This is a genomic window from Pseudomonas sp. LAP_36, from assembly GCF_019456785.1.
GTDB classification, from domain to species: Bacteria; Pseudomonadota; Gammaproteobacteria; order Pseudomonadales; family Pseudomonadaceae; genus Aquipseudomonas; species Aquipseudomonas tritici.
In genome coordinates this window covers 55,858-79,126 of the sequence record NZ_JAHZMS010000003.1, presented here as the reverse complement: position 1 = coordinate 79,126, position 23,269 = coordinate 55,858, and the positions used below count along the sequence as shown (strand labels likewise).

Below are 23,269 nucleotides of genomic sequence, written 5' to 3'. Positions count from 1 at the left end.
TGTGCCACCGCCATCGCAGGCAAGCCAGCTCCCACATTGAGACTGTGCTCATCCAGCTATATCCGAGGCCAGCATGTCTTTTGATCTCGCCGCGCGCCTCGCTGCCCGCCGTGCCGAACATCTTTACCGCCAACGCCCCTTGCTCCAGACCCCCCAAGGCCCGGAAGTGGTGGTGGACGGCCAGCCGCTGCTGGCGTTTTGCAATAACGATTACCTGGGCCTGGCCAATCACCCGCAGGTGATCGAAGCCTGGCGCGCCGGTGCGTCCCGTTGGGGCGTCGGCGGTGGGGCTTCGCACTTGGTGGTCGGGCATGCCACGCCGCACCATGAACTGGAAGAAGCCCTGGCGGACCTGACCGGGCGCCCGCGCGCGTTGCTGTTTACCACCGGCTACATGGCCAACCTCGGCGCAGTCACGGCGTTGGTGGGGCGGGGCGACACGGTGCTGGAAGACCGGCTTAACCACGCCTCGCTGCTGGATGCCGGCCTGCTGTCCGGTGCGCGCTTCAATCGCTACCTGCATAACGATGCCGATAGCCTGGCCAAGCGCCTGGAGAAGGCGACCGGTAATACGCTGGTGGTCACCGACGGTGTGTTCAGCATGGACGGCGACCTGGCGGATTTGCCCGCGCTGGCCCGTGCAACCAAGGCCAAAGGCGCCTGGCTGATGGTGGACGACGCCCACGGTTTCGGCCCTTTGGGCGCCCACGGCGGCGGGATCGTCGAGCATTTCGGCCTCAGCCAGGACGACGTGCCGGTGCTGGTCGGCACCCTCGGCAAGGCCTTCGGTACGGCGGGGGCCTTTGTGGCCGGCAGCGAAGAACTGATCGAAAGCCTGATCCAATTCGCCCGGCCCTACATCTACACCACCAGCCAACCGCCCGCCCTGGCCTGCGCCACCTTGAAAAGCCTGGAGCTGTTGCGTACCGAGCACTGGCGGCGCGAGCACCTCAACAACCTCATTCGCCAGTTCCGCCAGGGCGCGGAGCAGCTCGGCCTGGACTTGATGGACAGCTTTACGCCGATCCAGCCGATCCTGATTGGCGACAGTGCCAAAGCCATGCGCCTGTCGCACATGTTGCGCGAACGCGGCTTGATGGTGACCGCGATCCGCCCACCTACCGTGCCGGCCGGCAGCGCGCGTTTGCGCGTGACTTTGACGGCAGCCCACAGCGAGGCGCAGGTGCGGCTATTGTTAAATGCATTGGAAGAGTGTTTCCACTTGTTAGGCGCCTCGGAGCCCAGCCATGCGTGATCGACTGATACTACTGCCCGGCTGGGGCCTTGGCGTATCGCCGCTGGAGCCTTTGGCCGCCGCCTTGCAAGGCCTGGACGAGCACCTGCGGGTGCAGATCGAGCCGTTGCCGGCGCTGGACGCCAGTGACCTGAATGAATGGCTCGACGAACTCGACGCCACGCTGCCGGACAACGCCTGGCTGGGCGGTTGGTCGCTGGGTGGCATGCTGGCTTCGGAGCTGGCGGCGCGACGCGCAGAGCGCTGCTGCGGCCTGCTGACCCTGGCCAGCAACCCCTGTTTCGTTGCCCATGACGGCTGGCCGAGCGCGATGCCCGCCGAGACCTTTGACGCCTTCCTCGCCGGCTGCCATGCCGACTCCCAAGTCACCCTCAAACGCTTCGGCCTGTTGTGCGCAAAGGGCGCGGAAGATCCACGCGGGCTGTCGCGCCTGCTGGTCAGTGGTGCGCCGAACACGCCTTCGAGTGTGTTGATGCCCGGGCTTGAGTTGCTCGCCCAACTCGATACGCGCGACGCTTTGCTGGCTTTCCGTGGCCCGCAGCTGCACCTGTTTGCCGGTATGGATGAACTGGTACCGGCCGAAGCCGCCAGCGCCCTGCTGGCCCTGCTCCCCGATGTTGAAATCGGCCTGATTGAACAGGCCGGCCACGCTTTTCTTCTGGAAGACCCCCACGGTGTAGCGGGGGCCATCCAGGCCTTTTTGCATGAGTGCGTCGATGACTGATTTATCCCACGCCCCGTTGCCGGGTGGCTTGCCGAACAAGCGCCAGGTGGCGGCCTCCTTTTCCCGTGCGGCGGCCAGTTACGATAGCGTTGCCGAGTTGCAGCGGGCGGTGGGCAGCCAATTGCTGACGCGTCTGCCAGCAGGCATTGCGCCTCAACGCTGGCTGGACATGGGCTGCGGCACCGGTTATTTCAGCCGTGTGTTGAGTGAACGGTTGCCCGCCAGCCAAGGCGTGGCGCTGGATATCGCCGAAGGCATGCTCAAGCACGCGCGGCCGTTGGGTGGCGCCGGACATTTCATTGCGGGGGACGCCGAGCGTTTACCGCTGCAAGACGCCAGTTGCGGGCTGATCTTCTCCAGTCTGGCGGTGCAATGGTGCGCGAACTTCGAGGCGGTGCTCAGTGAGGCCTATCGTGTGCTGCGACCGGGGGGGGTGTTGGCGTTTGCCAGTCTTTGCGTGGGCACCCTGGAAGAACTGCGCGAAAGCTGGCGCGCCGCGGATGGCTTGGTCCACGTCAACCGCTTTCGCACCTTCGAGGCTTATCAGCAGCGGTGCGCGGCCAGTGGCCTGCGAGTAGTGAGCCTGGAGCGCCGCCCCCATGTGTTGCACTACCCGGACGTACGCAGCCTGACCCACGAGCTGAAAGCGTTGGGCGCGCACAACCTCAACCCCGGCCGGCCGGGAGGCTTGACGGGGCGTGCGCGGATTGTTGCACTGGTGCAAGCGTATGAGCAGTTCCGTCAGGCCCAGGGCCTGCCGGCGACTTACCAAGTGGTGTATGCCGTACTGGAGAAACCGCTATGACTGCCGCTTACTTCATCACCGGCACCGACACCGATGTCGGCAAAACCACCATCGCTGCAGGCCTGCTCCATGCAGCCCGACAAGCCGGCAGAAGCACCGCCGCCGGCAAACCGGTAGCCTCCGGCTGCCAGGTCACCCCCAAAGGCTTGCGCAACGCCGATGCATTGGCACTGTTGGCCGAATGCTCATTGCCCCTGAGTTATGCCGAGGTCAACCCGGTGGCATTCGAGCCGGCCATCGCGCCCCATCTGGCGGCGCGGGAGGCGGGTGTCTCGCTCACCGTTCACTCTTTGCTCAAACCTATGCAGCAGGTTCTGGCCAGGCAAGCGGATTTCACCCTGATCGAAGGCGCCGGCGGATGGCGTGTGCCATTGGCCGATCAGGCGAATTTGTCGGACCTGGCCATGGCGCTCAAACTGCCCGTGATCCTGGTGGTGGGCGTGCGGCTAGGGTGCATCAGCCATGCCTTGCTTACCGCCGAAGCCATCGCGCGAGACGGTTTGCAGTTGGCCGGGTGGGTGGCGAATATCATCGACCCCAAGACCTCCCGTCTGGAAGAAAACCTCGCCACCTTGGCAGAGCGGTTGCCTGCGCCATGCCTGGGCCGTGTGCCGAAACTTAAGCATGCGGGGGCTGAAACGGTGGCGGAGTACCTGCAATTAGACCTGCTTGACTGATTTTGGCTATCGCTAAGGCATTATGCCATTAGGGTTTTTGTCGGGCGTTTTGTGGGCAACTCTGCTTCAATCACCGCTCACGATTCTCTAAAGGCAGGCTTACGCCATGGAAATCTCTGGAAGCAGCGCGTTTTACTCGGGGCTGAGTACTATTCAGGCCGGGCAGAACCGTGTCGACCAGGCTGCGGGCAAGATTGCCAGCGCCGCGACGACCCAGCCATCGGATGCGCAAAGCGACCGTCTGCAAGCCAACGACCGCGCCCAGCCGTCCAACTCGGCCAGCAACATGGTGGAGATGGCCCAAGGCAAGTTCCAAGTCGAGCTCGGCGTAAAAGTCGCCAAGGCTTCGGATGAAATGCTCGGCACGTTGATCGATACCTACGCTTAACTCCCTCTAGCAAGGTATGCCGGCTCTTATGTGGGAGCTGGCTTGTCGGGTCGCCGCATCACTGCGATAGCATCTACCCAGTTATCCTGATACACCGCGGCGCCTGTATCGCAGGCAAGCCAGCTCCCACATTTGCCCTGCGTTCTCCTTTTGAACTTCTACTCTCTTCTAATCATGTGGCGTCTTGCCGCAAGCGTTGCCGTGCGCGCCATTGACCCACGTCATGACAAACGGCATCCGGACGACGCTTGACATCCCTAGGTGGTAAACGTATGTTTCAAACACCTGTTTGACCGCCACAACACATCCACGCGGTTGTTCATTCCAGATACATCAGCAGAGGTTTATCGCTATGCCTGACTACAAGGCCCCCTTGCGTGATATTCGCTTCGTTCGTGACGAACTGCTCGGCTATGAAGCGCACTATCAGAGCCTGCCGGCTTGCCAGGACGCTACCCCGGACATGGTTGACGCCATCCTTGAAGAAGGCGCCAAGTTCTGTGAGCAAGTGCTGGCACCGCTGAACCGCGTGGGCGACATCGAAGGGTGCACCTGGAGTGAGTCAGGCGTTAAGACCCCTGCTGGTTTCAAAGAAGCCTACAAACAATTCGTTGAAGGCGGCTGGCCAAGCCTGGCCCACGACGTGGAGCACGGTGGCCAAGGCCTGCCGGAGTCCCTGGGCCTGGCAGTCAGCGAAATGGTTGGCGAAGCCAACTGGTCGTGGGGCATGTACCCGGGCCTATCCCACGGTGCGATGAACACCATTTCCGAGCACGGCACCCCTGAGCAGCAAGAGGCCTACCTGACCAAACTGGTGTCGGGTGAATGGACCGGCACCATGTGCCTGACCGAGCCACACTGCGGCACCGACCTGGGCATGCTGCGCACCAAGGCCGAGCCTCAGGCTGACGGTTCCTACAAAGTCTCCGGCACCAAGATCTTCATCTCGGCCGGTGAACACGACATGGCCGACAACATCGTCCACATCGTACTGGCCCGCCTGCCGGACGCACCGGCTGGCACCAAAGGCATCTCGCTGTTCATCGTGCCGAAATTCATGCCAAACGCCGATGGTTCGGTGGGTGAGCGCAACGCAGTGACCTGTGGCTCCCTGGAACACAAGATGGGTATCCACGGCAACGCCACCTGCGTGATGAACTTCGACGCGGCCACCGGTTTCCTGATCGGCCCGGCGAATAAAGGTCTGAACTGCATGTTCACCTTTATGAACACCGCTCGCCTGGGCACCGCGCTGCAAGGCCTGGCCCACGCCGAGATCGGCTTCCAGGGCGGCCTGAAATACGCCCGCGACCGTTTGCAAATGCGCTCGCTGACTGGCCCGAAAGCGCCGGAAAAGGCCGCTGACCCGATCATCGTGCACCCAGACGTGCGCCGCATGCTGCTGACCATGAAAGCCTTCGCCGAAGGCAACCGTGCGATGGTGTACTTCACCGCCAAGCAAGTGGACATCGTCAAATACGGCACCGACGACGAAGCCAAGAAACAGGCTGACGGCCTGCTGGCCTTCATGACCCCGATCGCCAAGGCGTTCATGACCGAAGTCGGTTTTGAGTCTGCCAACCACGGCGTACAGATCTACGGCGGCCACGGCTTCATCGCCGAGTGGGGCATGGAGCAGAACGTTCGCGACAGCCGCATTTCGATGCTGTACGAAGGCACCACCGGTATCCAGGCGCTGGACCTGCTCGGCCGTAAAGTGCTGATGACCCAGGGCGAAGCGCTCAAGGGCTTCACCAAGATCGTGCACAAGTTCTGCCAGGCCAACGAAGGCAACGAGGCCGTTCAGGAGTTTGTTACTCCGCTGGCCGCGCTGAACAAAGAGTGGGGCGAGTTGACCATGAAGGTTGGCATGGCCGCGATGAAAGACCGTGAAGAAGTGGGTGCTGCCTCGGTGGACTACCTGATGTACTCCGGTTATGCGTGCCTGGCTTACTTCTGGGCCGACATGGCGCGCCTGGCTGCCGAAAAACTGGCTGCCGGCACCACCGAAGAGGCGTTCTACACCGCCAAGCTGCAGACCGCGCGCTTCTACTTCCAGCGAATCCTGCCGCGTACCCAGACCCATAAAGCCACCATGCTGTCGGGCGCCAACAACCTGATGGACATGAAAGAAGAAGACTTCGGCCTGGCTTACTAAGCCTCACCGGGTTCACTTTCACAGCCGCTGCTCCGTGACAGGAGCAGCGGCTTTTTTGTGCGCGATAAAAAACCGCAGCACAGCACTCAGGGATTGCTGCCGGCTGCCGTTACAGTGATGGCAATGTGATACATGCACGACGGGTTGTGCTTAACTGTCCGGGTAGAGGCACATTGCCATTATTTTTTGCGGGTCGGAGTTTTACCCTTGTCGCGCGTGTCCGCTGTCAGTTTCAGTCATTTCCTCCCTTCGTTACTGCTGTTGCTGGCCGGGCTCTCGGCTGCATATATCAAAGACCTCAGCGTTTTCTTCACGTCACTGTTCAATGTGTTGCCGACCTTGGTGCTGTTGCTCGGCGGTTCGTACTGCGCGGTGTACCGCCGTCAGCGTGAACTGTTCCTGATGATCACGGTGTATATCGCCTACTTCCTGCTCGATACCCAGACCGACTTCTACCGCGACCACGGCCGCGTGCGCGAAGACGCGGCCGTGGTGTTTCACCTGTGCTGCTTGTTGCTGCCGTTGTTGTTCAGCATTTACGCGCTGTGGCAGGAGAAGACCCACCTGTTCCGTGATTTCGTCGCCCGTGGCGCTGTGTTGCTGGCGATAGGCAGTGTGGCGCTGGCACTCGAGCAGAGTTTCCCCGTGGCGGTGCTGAACTGGCTGGCGGAGATTCGCTGGCCCGTGCTGCATGGCGCCTGGATGAGCCTGATCCAATTGTCGTATCCGATGTTCCTGATCGGCTTCCTGACCCTGGCCGCACAGTACTGGTACCAGCCGCGCCCGCTGCACGCCGCGCAACTGGTGGGTTTGCTGGGGTTGTTCTGGATGTTGCCGCAGACGTTCATCCTGCCGTTCACCCTGAATATCATGTGCAGCCAGGTGATGCTGATGATCGCCGCTGGCGTCGCCCACGAGGCCTATCAAATGGCCTTCCGCGATGAGCTGACCGGCTTGCCGGGACGACGTGCGCTGAACGAGCGTATGCAGCGATTGGGGCGCAACTATGTGCTGGCGATGAGTGACGTCGACCACTTCAAGCGCTTCAACGACACCCATGGCCATGACGTCGGCGACCAGGTGCTGCGCCTGGTGGCAAGCAAGCTGTCCAAGGTCAACGGCGGCGGGCGCGCCTACCGGTATGGCGGTGAAGAGTTTGCCGTGGTGTTCGCCGGCAAGACGGTGGAGGAATGCTTGCCGCACCTGGAAGAAATCCGCGAGATCATCGCCGATTACGCTATCAAATTACGCAACCTGGACCGCCCTCAAGACGACCACCAAGGCCGTCAGCGGCGGGCGGGCAGTGGCGCCTCGAGTGTTTCGGTGACCATCAGTATCGGCGTGGCCGAACGCCAGGCTGAGCAGCGCACACCGGAGGAAGTCCTCAAGTCTGCCGACCAAGCGCTGTACGCTGCCAAGGGCGCCGGGCGTAACTGTGTGGTCGCGGCTGGCCAGACTCGCCGTGGCGCGGTGCGGGAAAGCGCTGCCGGTTGAGTAATGGTGCTGTATTCAGCAGCCCTACAGTGATTGTCGAGGGCCGTGGCCGGCAGTAGGTTTAAACCATCTGCTGCCGGAGACATCGCCATGCCTGACTACAAAGCTCCCCTGCGCGACATGCGCTTTCTGATCGACAACGTATTTGATTTCCACGGCCACTACGTCGCGTTGGGAGCAACCGACGCCAGCCCGGACATGGTCAATGCGATCCTCGAAGAAGGCGCCAAATTTTGCGAGAACGTGCTGTCGCCGCTCAACCGCAGCGGTGATGAAGAAGGCTGCCATTTCGACAATGGCGTCGTCACCACGCCGAAGGGCTTCAAGGAAGCCTTCGCCCAGTACGTGGAAGGTGGCTGGCACGGTGTGGCGGCGGACCCGGCGTTTGGCGGCCAAGGCTTGCCGCAGTCGCTGGGCCTGGTGCTCAGCGAAATGATCGGCTCCAGCAACACCTCCTGGGGCATGTACCCAGGGCTGACCCACGGCGCAATGTCGGCGATCCATGCCCATGGCACCGCCGAGCAAAAAGATACGTTCCTGAACAAACTCACCGCCGGCGAATGGACCGGCACCATGTGCCTCACCGAAGCCCACTGCGGCACCGACCTGGGCCTGATCAAGACTCGCGCCGTGCCCCAGGCGGACGGTAGCTATGCGGTTACCGGCAGCAAGATCTTCATCTCGGCCGGCGAACACGACATGAGTGCCAACATTATCCACTTGGTGCTGGCCAAGCTGCCGGATGCGCCGGCGGGCACCAAGGGCATCTCGCTGTTTATCGTGCCCAAGTTCCATGCCGATTCCGGCGAGCGCAACGCGGTGCACTGCGGCTCCATCGAACACAAGATGGGCATCAAGGCCTCGGCCACCTGTGTGCTGAATTTCGACGGTGCCAGAGGTTTCCTGATCGGCGAGGCGAACAAAGGCCTCAACTGCATGTTCACCATGATGAACCATGCGCGCCTGGGCACCGGCATGCAGGGCCTGTGCAATGGCGAGGCAAGCTTCCAGGGGGCGATCAAGTACGCCAACGATCGCTTGCAAATGCGCTCGCTGACCGGCGCCAAGGCTCCGGAAAAAGCCGCCGACCCTATCATCGTGCACCCCGATGTGCGCCGCATGTTGCTGACCATGAAAGCCTTCAACGAAGGCAACCGCGCGCTGACCTACTTCACCGCGCAATTGCTCGACACCGCACACCTGAGCAGCGACGCCGCCCAACGCCAGGACGCCGAAGACCTGTTGGCGTTCCTCACGCCCATCTGCAAAGCCTTTATGACCGATACCGGGTTGGAGGTGACCAACCACGGCATGCAGGTCTTCGGCGGCCACGGTTACATCCGCGAATGGGGCATGGAGCAACTGGCCCGCGATGCGCGGATTGCGCCGATCTATGAAGGCACCAACGGCATCCAGGCCCTCGACTTGCTGGGGCGCAAGGTGCTGGGCAGCCAGGGCAAGTTGCTGCGCGGGTTTACCAAAATCGTGCACAAGTTCTGCGCCGCGCATGCCGAGCATCCGCAACTCAGGGCCTATGTAGCGCAGCTCAATCAACTGAACGGGGAATGGGGCGAACTGACCACCCAGGTCGGTATGGCCGCGATGAAGAACCCCGATGAAGTCGGTGCGGCGGCAGTGGATTACTTGATGTACAGCGGCTACGTGGTGCTCGCTTACCTGTGGCTGCGCATGGCGATTGCTGCCCTTGACCAGCAAGACGCTTATTTCGCCAAGGCCAAGCTGGCCACTTGCGACTTCTACTTCAAGCGCCTGCTGCCGCGTACTGCCACGCACCGCGCGGCGGTGGAGGCGGGCAGCGAATGCCTGATGAGTCTGCCTGCGGAGGCATTTGCGCTGTGATGACTTAAAAATACCTATCAGTCACAAGTGGACCCTATGTGTCTGAAAAGTTGTTCGGGTACACTCGGAGCCTGTAAAACCGATCCTACCGAATCACTTTTCACGTTCTTACGAGGTTTGCCATGGCTGATTACAAAGCGCCGCTGCGTGATATGCGCTTCGTCCTCAACGAAGTCTTTGAGGTCGCCGACACGTGGGCCCAATTGCCGGCATTGGCAGACACCGTTGACGCCGAAACCGTAGAGGCCATCCTCGAAGAAGCCGGCAAGGTCACCGCCAAATCCATCGCCCCGCTCAGCCGCGGTGGCGATGAACAAGGTTGCCGCTGGGACAACACCGCGGTGTTTACGCCGGACGGTTTCCCGCAGGCCTACAAAACCTACGCCGAAGGCGGTTGGGTTGGCGTAGGCGGCGACCCTGCCTTCGGTGGCATGGGCATGCCCAAGGCCGTGTCAGCCCAGGTCGAAGAGATGATCAACTCGTCAAGCCTGGCATTCGGTTTGTACCCGATGCTGACCTCCGGCGCCTGCGTGTCGATTGCCACGCACGCCGGCGAAGCACTCAAGGCCGCCTACCTGCCGAAGATGTATTCCGGTGAATGGGCAGGCTCCATGTGCCTGACCGAATCCCATGCCGGTACCGACTTGGGGATGATCCGTACCAAGGCGGAGCCGCAGGCGGACGGTTCCTACAAAGTCAGCGGCACCAAGATCTTTATCACCGGTGGCGAACACGACCTCACCGACAACATCATTCACCTGGTGCTGGCCAAACTGCCGGATGCGCCGGCCGGTCCCAAGGGCATTTCGCTGTTCCTGGTGCCGAAGTTCATGGTGAATGCCGACGGCAGCCTGGGCGCACGCAACCCGGTGAGCTGTGGCTCGATCGAGCATAAAATGGGGATCCAGGCGTCCGCGACCTGTGTGATGAATTTCGACGAAGCCGTGGGTTTTCTGGTGGGCGAACCGAACCGTGGTCTGGCGGCGATGTTCACCATGATGAACTACGAGCGTTTGGGTGTGGGTATCCAGGGCCTGGCATCCGGCGAGCGCTCTTACCAGAATGCCATTGAATACGCGCGTGACCGCTTACAAAGCCGTGCGCCGACCGGCGCGCAGGCCAAGGACAAAGCGGCTGACCCGATCATCGTGCACCCGGACGTGCGCCGCATGCTGCTGACCATGAAGGCTGCGAATGAAGGCGGGCGTGCCTTCTCCACCTACGTGGCGACGCAACTGGATATCGCCAAGTTCAGCGACGATGCCGCGGCCCGCGAACGTGCGGATAACCTGGTGGCGTTGCTGACCCCAGTGGCCAAGGCGTTCTTGAGCGACCTGGGCCTGGAAACCACGGTGCTTGGCCAGCAGGTGTTTGGCGGCCACGGCTACATTCGCGAGTGGGGCCAGGAGCAACTGGTGCGCGATGTGCGCATCACCCAGATCTACGAAGGCACCAACGGCATCCAGGCGCTGGACCTGATGGGGCGCAAGATCGTCGGCAGCGGCGGGGCGTTCTACACCTTGTTTGCCGATGAGATCCGCGCGTTCATTGCCTCGGCCGGTGCCGAGCTGGCTGAATTCACCACACCGCTGAGCGCGGCGGTGGATAACCTGGATGAACTGACCGCCTGGGTCCTGGATCGCGCCAAGACAGACCCGAATGAAATCGGCGCGGCGTCCGTTGAGTATTTGCATGCATTTGGATACATGGCCTACGCCTATATGTGGGCGCGCATGGCCAAGGCGGCGCTGGGCAAGGAGTCTGAAGAAGACTTCTACGCCAGCAAGATGGGCACTGCGCGCTTCTACTTTGCGCGCCTGTTGCCACGTATCCATTCGCTGAGTGCGTCGGTAAAAGCCGGCAGCGAATCGCTGTTTCTGCTGGATGAAGCCCTGTTCTAAGGGAATGGAGGGCGTGTAAGCATTCTCTTACATGACGTGCTGCTATTCGTCCTCTATCGCCATATTGGATCCACGGATAATCTACTTCACATGGACGTCGCGCAGGAAGCGCAAAGCAACAACACGGACACGTAGGATTCTGCCAGGACGGCGGAGTGAAATGGATGTCAGGGAAACAGTCTGCAAAGCCCCGCTTCGGCGGGGTTTTCTTTTGCCTGCGAAAAAGTCATGCCGGTGCCTGCGGTGCATTCATCACGTCTTCCAGCAAGGTGCGCAGTAACGCCATTGTCGCTTGCTGACGTTGCACGTCGCGACACACCAAGCCCACTTTCAGCGGCACCCTGGGTTCACTCAAGGGTTTCCACAACAGCGACTGGCTGTTGTGTTCGTCCTGGGAACGCCCTGGCAGTACTGTCGCAAGCTTTGTGTGAGGCAAGCTGTCGAGAATCCCCACCATGGTATTGAGCTCGGCCTGCACTTGCGGGCGACGGCCGAGGTTGGCCAGTTGGCCCTGCCAGATCTGCCTCACCTGGAACTCCTCGCCCAGCAGCAACATGGGTAACTCCGCCGCCTGTTTCAGCGAAACCTTCTTGAATTCCCGCAGGGGATGATCCTCCGGGAGGACCACCTTCAATTCGTCTTCATACAACAACACGCCGTGCAACCCCGGCTGGCGGGGCGGCAGGTAGCTGATACCGATGTCCAGCGAACCGTTGAGCAGGCGCCGTTCAATTTCAATCCCGGTCAACTCGTAGATCTGCACCACCAAGTGCGGCTGGGCCTTGCGCACGCGCTCGAGCATCTGCGGCACCAGGCTGGTGTGCACGGTTTGCAGCACACCGATAGCCAACGTGCGCATTGCCTGGCCCTTGAAGTTACGCAACGCCTCGACCGCCTGTTGCAAGCCATCAATCAGCGGCAGGGCATGGTTGTACAGCGTGTGCGCCGCCAGTGTCGGTAATAGCCGCTTGCTGCTGCGCTCGAACAGGCTCACATCGAGGTTCTGTTCCAACTGGCGAATCTGCTGGGACAGTGCCGGTTGGGAGATCGACAGGCGTTCCGCAGCACGGCCTACGTGGCCTTCCTCATACACCGCGACGAAATAACGCAGTTGCTTGAAATCCATAAGGCTTACTTATCGAAAAAGCTGAAAAAACGAAATGGCCGGTGGCCCCCGAGCCGCCTAGTCTAGCGCCTATTCGCAGGGCTTACAGGGCCGGATCGGGCAATGAACAGTGTTTATGTTGATGGCGTTTACATAGGCAAGGCTAACAATCTTCAACCAGGTTACACGGCGAGTACCGACCAAGGTCCGGTTGCCAAAGGGGGTGGCTTGTGAACCTGTTCACTCTGCGCCGCCCCGTGCCGAGCCTGGACGACCTGATCCTCGACGCCCCGCGCGACAGTCTTTCCAGCGCCGCTCTGATGCCCACGGTGGCCCGGCCGCCTCAAGTATTTGTGCGCGGCCAAGGCTCCTGGTTGTGGGACAGCGACGACCGTGCCTATCTGGATTTCAGCCAGGGCAGCGCCGCCAACAGCCTCGGCCACAGCCCGCAAGTGTTGATCAAAGCGCTGGCCGACCAGACTCAGACACTGATCAACCCTGGCAACGGCCTGCACAACCGTGCCCAACTCAACCTCGTCGACCGCCTGTGCCATCGCACCGGCAGCGATCAGGCGTACCTGCTCAACAGTGGTGCGGAAGCCTGCGAAGCCGCGATCAAACTGGCGCGCAAGTGGGGCCAGCTGTATCGCGGCGGTGCCTACCGCATCATCAGCGCCAGCAGTGCCTGTCACGGTCGCAGCTTCGCGGCAATGTCGGCCTCGGCGGGTGCCTTAGAAAACCGTTTCGAACCGCAGTTGCCGGGCTTCAGCCATGTCCCCTTCAACGACTTGCCAGCCCTGCACGCCGCAGTCGACGCGCAAACCGTCGCGATCATGCTCGAGCCGATCCAGGGCGAAGCCGGGGTGATTCCCGCGACGGAGCACTATCTCAAAGGTGTAGAACGTTTGTGTCGCGAACTGGGGATCCTGCTGATTCTCGACGAAGTGCAAACCGGCATTGGCCGCTGCGGCACGTTGCTCGCCGAACAGCAATACGGCGTCCGCGCCGACATCATCACCCTTGGCAAAGGCCTGGGCGGCGGCGTCCCCCTCGCAGCGCTGCTGGCACGCGGCAAAGCGTGCTGTTTTGAAGTGGGCGAGCTGGAAGGCACCCATCATGGCAATGCGCTAATGGCCTCGGCGGGGTTGGCGGTGCTCGATACGGTGCTGCAACACGGTTTTCTGGAGCAAGTGCGTGAGTCCGGCGTCTATCTCGGCGAAGGCCTCGCCCGCCTGGCCTACCGCTACGACCATGGACAACTGCGCGGCGATGGCCTGATGTGGGGGCTGATGTTGTCGGATGATTGCGCAGATGCTGTCGTAAAAGCAGCACTGCACGAAGGGCTGATCCTTAACGCCCCACAACCCAACTGCCTGCGATTCACTCCTGCTTTAACCGTGAGCAAAAGCAACATCGACGAAATGCTCCTGCGCCTGGCCCGCGCCTTCTCCCGCGTGCGCACCGCGCAACTGCAATGCCGCAAGGGCATCGCCGTTTAACCCCCTATTTTCCTGAACCGTCTCGCGGCATACGCGGCGCCTCCGGCCTGATTATTTTGGCTGGGGGCATTTTTTTGGTTCTTCATTTCAAGATGGCTCAACGCCAGAATCCACTGAACCCTCACGAACGCCCAAGGTCGATTAGCTACACGGCTCGCACGAGCCGATTTTTTGGAGCTTACCCATGGACATCATTCGTATCATCATCGCCATTCTGCTGCCGCCACTGGGTGTGTTCCTGCAAGTGGGTCTCGGCGGCGCGTTCTGGCTGAACATCCTGCTGACCCTGTGCGGTTACTTCCCTGGCGTTATCCACGCGGTGTACATCATCGCCAAGCGCTGAGGCCGTCAGCCTTTTGCGATGAGCCGTGAGTTGCGCTCATTGCGAAAGGCCAGCTGCTCGATGGTCTGGGTGGCGTGTTCGGCTTCTTCCCGCGCCTGCAGGATGATGCCGTGCTGATCAGACTTGCTGCACACCGGGTCGGCATTGCTCGCATCCCCCGTGAGCATGAAGGCCTGGCAACGGCATCCGCCAAAGTCCTTTTCCTTTTCATCGCAGGAACGGCACGGCTCGGGCATCCAGTCGTAGCCGCGAAAGCGGTTGAAGCCAAACGAGTCGTACCAGATGTGCTGCATGCTGTGGTCACGCACATTGGGAAATTGCACCGGCATCTGTCGGGCGCCGTGGCAGGGTAGGGCGGTGCCGTCTGGCGTGACTGTCAGAAAGATACTGCCCCAGCCGTTCATGCAGGCTTTCGGACGCTCCTCGTAGTAATCCGGGGTGACGAAGATCAGCTTGCATGGGTGGCCTTCGGCTTCCAGCTTGGCGCGGTATTCATTGGTGATGCGTTCGGCGCGCACCAGCTGTTCCCGGGTCGGCAGCAACCCCACACGATTGAGCTGCGCCCAGCCGTAGAACTGGCAGGTGGCGAGTTCGACAAAGTCCGCTTCAAGCGCAATGCACAACTCGATGATGCGGTCGATCTTGTCGATATTGTGCCGATGGGTGACGAAGTTCAGCACCATCGGGTAGCCGTGGGCTTTCACCGCACGGGCCATTTCCAATTTTTGCGCGAAAGCTTTTTTTGAGCCGGCCAGCAGGTTGTTCACCTGTTCGTCGCTGGCCTGGAAACTGATCTGGATATGGTCCAGGCCAGCCTTCTTGAAATCGCTGATCTTCTGCTCGGTCAAGCCGATGCCGGAAGTGATCAGGTTGGTGTAGAAACCCAACTTGCGCGCCTCGGCGATCAGTTCGGCGAGGTCCTGGCGCACCAGCGGCTCACCGCCGGAAAACCCCAGTTGTGCGGCACCCATCTCGCGAGCCTCACGAAACACCTTGATCCACTGCTCGGTACTCAGCTCCTTGCCCTGCTCGGCAAAATCCAGCGGGTTGGAGCAGTACGGGCACTGCAACGGGCAGCGGTAGGTCAGTTCAGCCAGCAGCCACAGCGGCAGGCCGATGGCTGGCTTCTCAGGCAAGGGTGATCCAGTGCTCAGCACGGGCGACCTCCATGAATTGCTCAATGTCTTCGCCGAGCTCGGGCACGCCGGGGAATTGTTTATCCAGCTCGGCGATGATCGCGGCCACGTCGCGCTCGCCGTCGATCAAACCACCAATCAGTGCGGCGCTGTCGTTGAGCTTGATCATGCCCTCGGGATACAGCAGCACATGGCCTTTTTGCGCAGGCTCGTACTGGTAACGATAGCCCTGGCGCCAGGTGGGTTTTTTGCTGCGATCAAAGCTCATAGGGCGATCCCTTTATGCCACACCCGCTGCTCGGTGACGCTGTGATACGGCGGGCGTTTCAGTTCATAGGCCATGCTCATGGCATCCAGCATGCTCCACAGGATGTCCAGTTTGAACTGGAGAATTTCCAGCATGCGCGCTTGGCCTTCACGGGTGGTGTAGTGCTGCAGGGTGATCGCCAAGCCGTGCTCCACGTCGCGCCGGGCCTGGCCCAGGCGGGTGCGGAAATACTCATAACCGGCTGGGTCGATCCACGGGTAATGCTGTGGCCAACTGTCGAGGCGCGACTGGTGGATCTGCGGCGCAAACAGCTCAGTCAATGAACTGCTGGCGGCCTCCTGCCAACTGGCACGGCGGGCGAAGTTGACGTAGGCATCCACCGCAAAACGCACGCCGGGCAACACCAGTTCCTGGGAGCGCAGTTGGTCCGGGTCGAGGCCGACTGCTTGGCCCAGGCGCAGCCAGGCTTCGATACCGCCGTCCTCACCCGGTGCGCCATCGTGGTCGAGCAGGCGCTGGATCCACTCGCGACGGATTTCACGGTCCGGGCAGTTGGCCAGGATCGCGGCGTCCTTCAGCGGGATGTTCACCTGATAGTAGAAACGGTTGGCGACCCAGCCTTGGATCTGCTCGCGAGTGGCGCGCCCTTCATACATCGCCACGTGGTACGGGTGATGGATATGGTAGAAGGCGCCCTTGGCGCGCAGGGCTGCTTCAAATTCGGCGGGCGTTAGCGGTGCGTCAGTCATATTGTCTGCTCCTACAATTCAATGCTCATGCCGTCGTAGGCCACTTCGACATTGCGCCGCACCAATTCCGCTCGCTCGGGGGAGTCTTCATCGAGGATCGGGTTGGTGTTGTTGATATGGATAAGCACCTTGCGCTGCTCGGGCAATTGCTCCAGCACCTCGAGCATGCCACCGGGGCCGTTCTGTGCCAGGTGGCCCATCTCGCGGCCGGTGCGGGTGCCAACACCACGGCGCTGCATTTCATCGTCATCCCACATCGTGCCGTCCACCAACAGGCAGTCGCTGCCGGCCATGATTTCCAGCAGTGGCGCGTCGACCTTGCCCAGCCCTGGGGCGTAGAACAGTTTGCCGCCGGTGCGCAGGTCTTCGACGATCAGGCCGATATTGTCACCGGGGTGGGGGTCGAAACGGTGCGGCGAATAAGGCGGTGCGGCGCTGCGCAGTGGCAGCGGGGTGAAACGCAGGTTGGGGCAGGCCGGGATGCTGAAGCTGGCGTCCAGCTCGATGCGGTTCCAGGCCAGGCCGCCGTTCCAGTGGGTCAGCATGGTGAACAGCGGGAAGCCGGTGCTCAGGTCTTCATGGACCATGTCGGTGCACCACACCTGGTGCGGACAACCCTCGCGCAGGCTCAACAGGCCGGTGGTGTGGTCGATCTGGCTGTCCATCAGGATGATCGCGCTGATGCCGGTGTCACGCAGGCCGCGGCCCGGTTGCATCGGCGCGAAACCCTGGAGTTGCGCGCGGATATCCGGCGAGGCATTGCACAGCACCCAGTTCACGCCATCGTCGGAGATCGCAATGGATGACTGGGTACGCGCTTGCGCCCGCAGGCTGCCATCGCGGAAACCAGCGCAGTTCACGCAGTTGCAGTTCCACTGCGGGAAACCACCGCCGGCGGCGGAACCTAAGATCTGGACAAACATGGTCGCTCCATCAAGCTCAAAACAAAAACGCCCCGGGCGAACCGAGGCGTTGTATTACCCAGCGGATTAACGGCTGGCGAAGTACATGGTGACTTCGAAACCGATGCGCAGATCAGTGTAAGCAGGTTTGGACCAAGTCATGTTCTTACTCCTACGAAGGGATGGGACGTTCACTACCAAGTAATACATATAGTCCACCTCCAGTCGGAGATGTTCAGAGGTGTGCGTGGGAATGTTACGCAATTATTTTCAAGTTAGCGCTGTCTTGGTGGAAAAAGCCTTTTGCAGGGGCGGCAATGATCAGTCTGCCGCTTGCCAGGTCGCCGAGATGCGCGCGCCGTTGGCGACGCAGCGCCAGCCGCCTGTGGCGTCGTTCAATTGCTGGGCGGCGTGCTGCAGCATTTCGCGGGAACAGGCTTGGATCCTGGATTGAAGCTGCTCCAGGTAACCCGACGAATGGCCAGCCAGATGGGCATGCCAGAGCAGGTCTGCAGCTTGAGCGTTGGGCAGTGCCTGGGCTGAAAACTGTTGCGCCAGATCCAGGTTGCCGAGGTCGTCGCAGCCATTGATCAGTGCTGGCAGTTGCGCCAGGAAGGTTTGCAGGTGATCTGCGATGCCTTCCAGGGAAACGCTGGGGGACTGTACGCCGAATAGCAGGCCGGTCTGGCCGTTTATCTGTCGGATGCCGCTGAACACGGCGTAGCCGATTTGCAGTTCTACCCGCAGCTTTTGGTAGAACGGCCCTTGGAGCAGATGGCCGAGCAGTCGCCACGCGGCTTCGTCTGCCAGGGATTGGCTGGGTGTTGGGCAAAACAACAGCAACGCAGCTTCGTCAGAGCCGATTTTCACCTCATGCCACACGCGTTGACCGCTGAGGGACGGGAGTACTTGATCGAGGCTCGCAGGCTGCCCTGGCAAGCGGGCCGCTGCTGTTTTGATTGCGGATTCATACGTCGCGGGGAAACCCATCCCCAGGCCTTTCCAACGTGCGGTGGCCCACGATTCAGAACGAGGAGTGCTGGCGGAGCAGCAAGCGGGCAGGGCCTTTAGCAACTCTCGAATGGCGATCATCGGCGGTGAGACAGGTTGCGCCTCTTGCGGTTGAGTCAGACTCTGCGCCAAAACCTCCAGCACGGCGGGTATGGGTTCCAGCAGCCCTATCATTTTTACCAGCGCGTCATTGCCCAGGCTTTCGAACGACAATTCGACACCCGCCTGACGCGCATTTTCACACAACGCCTGCAATGCGCTCTCCAGGCCGGTGGGGGCCGACTGCCATTGCACATACAGGGCACCTTCACCACTGTCGTCCGCCAGCGCCTGGCTGAAGTTCAATGCCGACACCTCCCGACGCCCGCGGGAGCGATCCTGGGCGAAGGTGCGCAACCCCCGGTGGGCGCTGGTCTGGCCGCGAATCAGGCCGGCGCGTTCTTCCTTGACTGATGGTCGTAGGAACGGGTTGTTCGGCGGCAGTTGCCAAGTGTGCGCGGAGGGCGGCAGGCGCAGGGAATCAAGCATGGTTTTGAGGGCGACGACATCCTGTTCCGAAAGCGCCTCGCTGTCGTGTCTAGCCAATGCCAGCGCGCCTTGGACCTGTTGTTGGCGAACTGCCAACAGTGCGAATTCTTCCCGCAGAGAGGTCCAATCGCTCTGTGCGAAAAAGCTTAGCCAGTCGTGCAGCAACGTCTCTATTTGCGTAGCCGATTTATCTTGGCCGCTGAGCGTAAAGTCGATATCCAAAACGGCTTGCCCGGCGAAGTGATAAAGCACCGACGCCTGCAGTGCACTCGCCAGTTGTCGCGTTTTCAGTTCATCCAGTAACCCGCCGGGTGCCGAGGCGTTAAGCCAGGTACAGAGAAAATCCAGCGCTTCACGCGGCGCGTCACACGTGATGACGTGGTGCAGGTGGTTATTGGCGATGTGCTGATAGCTCCGCGCTTGCCCCTCCATCAATGCAGGTGGCGCGGGTTGTGGGCGTAGCGGTCCTGAGGTCAGTTGTTCACTGAACCGCTGTGCCAGGGTTTTCAGTTCTTCCAGCGGCAGTGGGCCGGCCAGGCTCAGCGTCATCTGCCCGCTTTGATAGAAATGCGCGTGGAATTCCCGCAATGCCTGCTGAAATGCCTCACGCTCCACCGGCAAGCTGTCACGGTTGCCTGCATGAAAACCCCGCAGCGGATGGTCCGCGGCCAGGCCTTCCAGCAACGCGATCTGCTGCTGCGCCCCTGCATCCTGGGACCAGGCGACGAACTCTGCGTGCAACACCTCGCGTTCGCGTAGCTGATCCTCCAGCGCCAAGCGTGGTTGGGACAGCATGTCTGCCAAGCGCTCCAGGCCACCGGTAAACGTTGACGCCGGCAGCTCAAAGAAGAACGCCGTGGAGCGCGCACGGGTGCTCGCATTGACTTGGCCCCCATGACGTTGCACGTAGGCCATCAACCCCTCTGTGGTGGGAAAACGCTCGGTGCCGAGAAACAACAAATGTTCCAGAAAGTGCGCCAACCCCGGCCAGGCCAATGGCACGTCATGGCTGCCGGCCGACACCCGCAAAACGGCAGCGCAACGCTTCAAACGCGGGGCATGATGCAAGGAAACCCGCAAGCCATTGGCCAGGGTCAGGTGAAGGTGATGAGGGTGGGCCGGCGCAGGCATGGGCACTTCCGAAACATAGGAAGTGGCTATGTTAACAAACCGCTACCCAACCCGCCGGGTCAGGGCTTGTACAGCGCGCTGTACAACTCGGGGCGGCGGTCTTGCAGATAGTGATTGGCGGCGCGCGCATTGATGATCGATTGGCGCTCCAGCGTACCGACAATCAAGGCTTCATCCAGGCCAGCCTGGGCTATACGCTCGCCGTTCGGTGCAGCGATGCTGCTTTGCCCGCAGTACTGGATCTCGCCTTCGTGCCCGCAGTAATTGGCGTAGGCCACATAACATTGGTTCTCGAAGGCCCGCGCCCGCACGGTGACATCGGCCACAAAGTCGAACGGCACCATATTGGCGGTAGGCACCAGTATCAACTCGGCACCAGCAAGGGCCAGGCGCCGGGTGTTTTCCGGGAACTCCAGGTCGTAGCAGATCAGGAAGCCAAGCTTCCACCCATTCAATTCCACCAGCGGGAAATCGTCGTCGCCGGCACTGAACATCGAGTGGTCCAAATCGCCAAACAGATGCGTCTTGCGGTAGTTGCACAGGCGCTGGCCGTGGGCGTCGATCAACTGCACGGTGTTGTAGATCTGGCCGTCCTCGGCACGTTCCGGGTAACCGTACAAGATTGCCAGCCCGGCGGCTTTGGCCAGTTCGGCAATCGCCTGTGCGGACGGCCCGTCTTGCGCTTCAGCTAACGCGCCCACCGCTTCAGCGCCGATGTTGTAGCCGCTGAGAAACATCTCCGGCAGCACCAGCACATCGGCGCCGGACGCTTCATGCGCCAGTTGGTGCAGGCGCTTGAGGTTGCCGGCCACGTCCAGCGGCAGTGGTGGGCATTGGTACAGGGCAACGCGCATGCTCAGCTCCTTATTCGGCCAGGGCGATCGGCCCGATTTCGTCGAACACATCACCAGGCCCTGGGTTTTCCGGATGAGTACTGCCGCCGAAGTGGGTCATGATGCCCCATACCGCGTTCAATGAGGTTTGCACCGCGCCTTCGACCCAGGCCGGGGTCCAGGAAACGTCGTCACCCGCGATAAAAATCCCACGTTGCTCGGCGGGCATGTCCTTCTGCATGAAGTGCGCATACATACGCTGGTTATAGCGATAGTGGCCGGGCAATGCACCTTTGAAGGCACCGAGGAAATGCGGGTCGGCTTCCCAGGACACCGTGATCGGGTCGCCGATGATGCGTGCCTTGATGTCGACTTTCGGGTAGATCTTGTTCAGCGCGTCGAGGGCCAGTTTCACGCGTTTATCGATGGGCTGCGGCAGCATCTTCAGCGCATCGCTCATCCACGAGTAAGACAGGCAAATCACACCCGGCTTATCGTCACCATTGTCGAACAGATAAGTGCCACGGGTCAGGCGATCCGTGAGGGTCATGCTCATCAGGTCGCGGCCGGTTTCCGGGTCTTTGTCTTTCCAGAACGGGCGGTCAACCATCACGAAAGTTTTTGATGACTGCATGTAGCGGGTGCGGTCCAGGGCCATCCACATCTTTTGCGAGAACAGGGTTTCGTCGCATTCGATCTGGGTGGTCAGCAGCCAGCTTTGGCACGTGGTGAGCACGGCGGCGTATTCGCGGGTGTCACCGTAATTGTCGGTGACGGCAAAGCGGCCATCGGCGGCGTGTGCGATGCGTTTCACCCCGGCCCGCGGCGCACCACGGTGCAACGAACTGAGGCTGGTGCCGGCCGGCCAGTGGGCGCAACGCTCCGGCACATGGCGCCAAATGCCCATCGGCACCTGGGCCACGCCGCCGACGACCAAGTGTTGGTGATCGTCGCAGTTGGTCATCACCACGCGGAAGATTTCCAGCATCGAGTTGGGGAAGTCCGAATCCCAGCCGCCAGTGCCGAAACCGACCTGGCCGAATACTTCGCGATGGTGAAACGACAACTTGGCGAAAGCCTTGGAAGTGGCAACGAAGTCGTAGAAGGTGCGGTCGTCCCACAGTGGTACCAGCTTATTCCACAGCGCTTTGAGGCGTGGCACGTCACGGTCGCGGATGGCTTGCTGGATATCGCCGAACTGCGAGCCGGCTTCCAAGGCGTCGGCCCAGGCGTCGGCGACTTCTTGAAACAGTGCAGGAAGATCGGACAGTTTTTGTGCGTAGTGAGTCTGGCCTTCCAGGTCAATCACCGTGCTGCCGGAGGCTGGGGTCAGCGGGTTGGGGAAGGGTTTGGTTTCCAGGCCGAGTTTGTCCACGTAGTGGTAGAACGCGGTGGACGACACCGGGAAGCGCATGCCACCCAGCTCGGCGATGATGCCTTCGGCGCCTTCGAAGGCTTGGGAGCGCAGGCGGCCGCCCATTTTCGAAGCTTCATACACCACCGGCTTGAGACCCAGTTTCATCAGTTCGTAGGCGGCAACCAGGCCAGCGATCCCTGCGCCGACGATCGCCACTTCGGCGCCATGGTTGGCGACGGGAATGCTGCCCAGGCCGGCCGGGTGCTCGATCCAGTCATCAAAGGCAAACGGAAAATCCGGGCCAAAGATGGTGATGGGTTTCTTACCGTCTGCAGGGTGGCGATTGGTCTTGCTGATGGTGCTGGACGGAATGCTCATGGCTGACCTTACTGGCGACTGGGCGGACGTGGCCCGCTGAGTATAGGAAAAGATGGCAGCCAGTTTAGGGAGCGTAGCGTTCGTTAATAAGACGCAAAGTGTCGTCGGATTGGATTGTTTTTAGTCATAATGACGAAGTTGGTGGTCAAATTGGCTGTCCGCGATCCAATTTGTTACTCAAGATGATTGAGGTCGTGGTTTTCTCCACGCCGTCCACACTGCCGATCTGGTCGAGTAATTGGTCCAACTGCTCCGGCGAGTCAGTGCGAAGCCAGGCCACGTAATCGAACTCGCCACTGACCGCGCACAATTGTTGCACCTGCGCGATGGCACTCAGCCTGCGTAACACTTCTTTACCCGAGCGTGCCTGCACGGTGATGCCAACATACGCCTGCAAACCACCATCCACCACCCGCTGGCCGAGACGCACACCATAACCGGTGATCACCTGGGTTTTCTCCAGGCGCGCCAGGCGCGACGTTACCGTGGTGCGCGCGATGCCGAGCTGCCGGGCAAGCATGGCCACGCTTTCGCGCGCGTTGATTTGCAGGGCGGCTATTAGCTGGCGGTCGATTTCATCTAGGGCGGGCAAGGGGGGGCTCCGATAAGGGCGGCGATGGGAGCATATTACAGTCTTCCAGACACACAAAAGCCGCGCATTGCGCGGCTTTCTAGTTTGGTGGGCCCAGTAGGACTCGAACCTACGACCAAGGGATTATGAGTCCCCTGCTCTAACCAACTGAGCTATAGGCCCTCAGTAGGTCGCG

Annotated in this window: 21 protein-coding genes and 1 tRNA gene; 11 read left to right on the top strand and 11 right to left on the bottom strand. The window is 61.1% G+C overall.

All coding sequences use genetic code 11. From position 1 onward, the window contains the following. The first annotated feature begins 73 nt into the window (after positions 1–73). From bioF to JBO08_RS11385, 9 genes are all read left to right on the top strand, one after another. Positions 74–1,255 carry an 8-amino-7-oxononanoate synthase gene (gene bioF / locus JBO08_RS11425; RefSeq protein WP_220074750.1) on the top strand — a complete coding sequence of 394 codons (1,182 nt, stop codon included), beginning with the start codon at positions 74–76 and terminating at the stop codon, positions 1,253–1,255. Continuing rightward, entirely contained in the window at positions 1,248–1,979 is a 732-nt protein-coding gene (locus JBO08_RS11420; RefSeq protein WP_065871817.1) for an alpha/beta fold hydrolase, read from the top strand. The genes bioF and JBO08_RS11420 overlap by 8 nt, the downstream gene beginning before the upstream one ends. Beyond that, a complete protein-coding gene (bioC, locus tag JBO08_RS11415; protein ID WP_065871816.1) occupies positions 1,972–2,784 on the top strand; it encodes a malonyl-ACP O-methyltransferase BioC in 813 nt (270 codons plus the stop codon). Before JBO08_RS11420 ends, bioC begins: the two co-directional genes overlap by 8 nt. Beyond that, on the top strand, positions 2,781–3,461 hold the full coding sequence (gene bioD / locus JBO08_RS11410; RefSeq protein WP_065871815.1) for a dethiobiotin synthase: 681 nt from the start codon (positions 2,781–2,783) through the stop codon (positions 3,459–3,461). Before bioC ends, bioD begins: the two co-directional genes overlap by 4 nt. A gap of 106 nt (positions 3,462–3,567) precedes the next feature. After that, positions 3,568–3,849 (top strand): pyrroloquinoline quinone biosynthesis protein PqqE, encoded by a 282-nt coding sequence (locus tag JBO08_RS11405; protein WP_065871814.1) that lies wholly within the window; start codon positions 3,568–3,570, stop codon positions 3,847–3,849. 352 nt (positions 3,850–4,201) lie between these two features. Further along, entirely contained in the window at positions 4,202–6,007 is a 1,806-nt protein-coding gene (locus JBO08_RS11400; RefSeq protein WP_065871813.1) for a phenylacyl-CoA dehydrogenase, read from the top strand. Between the two features lie 207 nt (positions 6,008–6,214). Then, on the top strand, positions 6,215–7,501 hold the full coding sequence (locus tag JBO08_RS11395; RefSeq protein WP_065871812.1) for a diguanylate cyclase: 1,287 nt from the start codon (positions 6,215–6,217) through the stop codon (positions 7,499–7,501). A 90-nt stretch (positions 7,502–7,591) separates the two neighbouring features. Next, the gene (locus tag JBO08_RS11390; RefSeq protein ID WP_220074751.1) at positions 7,592–9,361 is read left to right on the top strand and encodes an acyl-CoA dehydrogenase C-terminal domain-containing protein; all 1,770 of its coding nucleotides are present in this window, start codon (positions 7,592–7,594) and stop codon (positions 9,359–9,361) included. Between the two features lie 122 nt (positions 9,362–9,483). Next, positions 9,484–11,262, top strand: a complete 1,779-nt coding sequence (locus JBO08_RS11385; RefSeq protein WP_065871810.1) for an acyl-CoA dehydrogenase C-terminal domain-containing protein — start codon at positions 9,484–9,486, stop codon at positions 11,260–11,262. Between the two features lie 226 nt (positions 11,263–11,488). Here JBO08_RS11385 and JBO08_RS11380 read toward each other — a convergent pair whose 3' ends face one another. Beyond that, positions 11,489–12,388, bottom strand: a complete 900-nt coding sequence (locus tag JBO08_RS11380; protein WP_065871809.1) for a LysR family transcriptional regulator — start codon at positions 12,386–12,388, stop codon at positions 11,489–11,491. A gap of 209 nt (positions 12,389–12,597) precedes the next feature. Here JBO08_RS11380 and JBO08_RS11375 point away from each other — a divergent pair, with 209 nt between their 5' ends. After that, entirely contained in the window at positions 12,598–13,866 is a 1,269-nt protein-coding gene (locus tag JBO08_RS11375; RefSeq protein ID WP_065871808.1) for an aspartate aminotransferase family protein, read from the top strand. 184 nt (positions 13,867–14,050) lie between these two features. After that, positions 14,051–14,209, top strand: coding sequence for a YqaE/Pmp3 family membrane protein (locus JBO08_RS11370; protein ID WP_049711246.1), 159 nt, complete (start codon positions 14,051–14,053; stop codon positions 14,207–14,209). Positions 14,210–14,214: 5 nt separating this feature from the next. On the opposite strand, the gene pqqE is transcribed toward JBO08_RS11370, so the two are convergent. The 10 genes from pqqE to JBO08_RS11320 all read right to left on the bottom strand — a co-directional run bounded on the left by pqqE (position 14,215) and on the right by JBO08_RS11320 (position 23,256). Continuing rightward, complete coding sequence (gene pqqE / locus JBO08_RS11365) at positions 14,215–15,345, bottom strand: pyrroloquinoline quinone biosynthesis protein PqqE (protein ID WP_065871807.1); 1,131 nt, start codon at positions 15,343–15,345, stop codon at positions 14,215–14,217. After that, positions 15,338–15,613 carry a pyrroloquinoline quinone biosynthesis peptide chaperone PqqD gene (gene pqqD, locus JBO08_RS11360; protein ID WP_046069808.1) on the bottom strand — a complete coding sequence of 92 codons (276 nt, stop codon included), beginning with the start codon at positions 15,611–15,613 and terminating at the stop codon, positions 15,338–15,340. The genes pqqE and pqqD overlap by 8 nt, the downstream gene beginning before the upstream one ends. After that, on the bottom strand, positions 15,610–16,362 hold the full coding sequence (gene pqqC / locus JBO08_RS11355) for a pyrroloquinoline-quinone synthase PqqC (RefSeq protein ID WP_065871806.1): 753 nt from the start codon (positions 16,360–16,362) through the stop codon (positions 15,610–15,612). The genes pqqD and pqqC overlap by 4 nt, the downstream gene beginning before the upstream one ends. A gap of 11 nt (positions 16,363–16,373) precedes the next feature. Beyond that, on the bottom strand, positions 16,374–17,285 hold the full coding sequence (gene pqqB / locus JBO08_RS11350; RefSeq protein ID WP_065871805.1) for a pyrroloquinoline quinone biosynthesis protein PqqB: 912 nt from the start codon (positions 17,283–17,285) through the stop codon (positions 16,374–16,376). Between the two features lie 66 nt (positions 17,286–17,351). After that, on the bottom strand, positions 17,352–17,426 hold the full coding sequence (gene pqqA / locus JBO08_RS11345) for a pyrroloquinoline quinone precursor peptide PqqA (RefSeq protein WP_003194766.1): 75 nt from the start codon (positions 17,424–17,426) through the stop codon (positions 17,352–17,354). A 159-nt stretch (positions 17,427–17,585) separates the two neighbouring features. Next, positions 17,586–19,934, bottom strand: a complete 2,349-nt coding sequence (gene pqqF / locus JBO08_RS11340; protein ID WP_065871804.1) for a pyrroloquinoline quinone biosynthesis protein PqqF — start codon at positions 19,932–19,934, stop codon at positions 17,586–17,588. 59 nt (positions 19,935–19,993) lie between these two features. Further along, complete coding sequence (locus tag JBO08_RS11335; RefSeq protein WP_065871803.1) at positions 19,994–20,788, bottom strand: carbon-nitrogen hydrolase family protein; 795 nt, start codon at positions 20,786–20,788, stop codon at positions 19,994–19,996. A gap of 10 nt (positions 20,789–20,798) precedes the next feature. Then, the gene (locus JBO08_RS11330) at positions 20,799–22,481 is read right to left on the bottom strand and encodes an NAD(P)/FAD-dependent oxidoreductase (protein WP_065871979.1); all 1,683 of its coding nucleotides are present in this window, start codon (positions 22,479–22,481) and stop codon (positions 20,799–20,801) included. Between the two features lie 166 nt (positions 22,482–22,647). Next, entirely contained in the window at positions 22,648–23,094 is a 447-nt protein-coding gene (locus JBO08_RS11325; RefSeq protein WP_065871802.1) for an Lrp/AsnC family transcriptional regulator, read from the bottom strand. An 85-nt stretch (positions 23,095–23,179) separates the two neighbouring features. Further along, positions 23,180–23,256: transfer RNA gene (locus tag JBO08_RS11320), tRNA-Ile, on the bottom strand. Between the last annotated feature and the right edge of the window lie 13 nt (positions 23,257–23,269).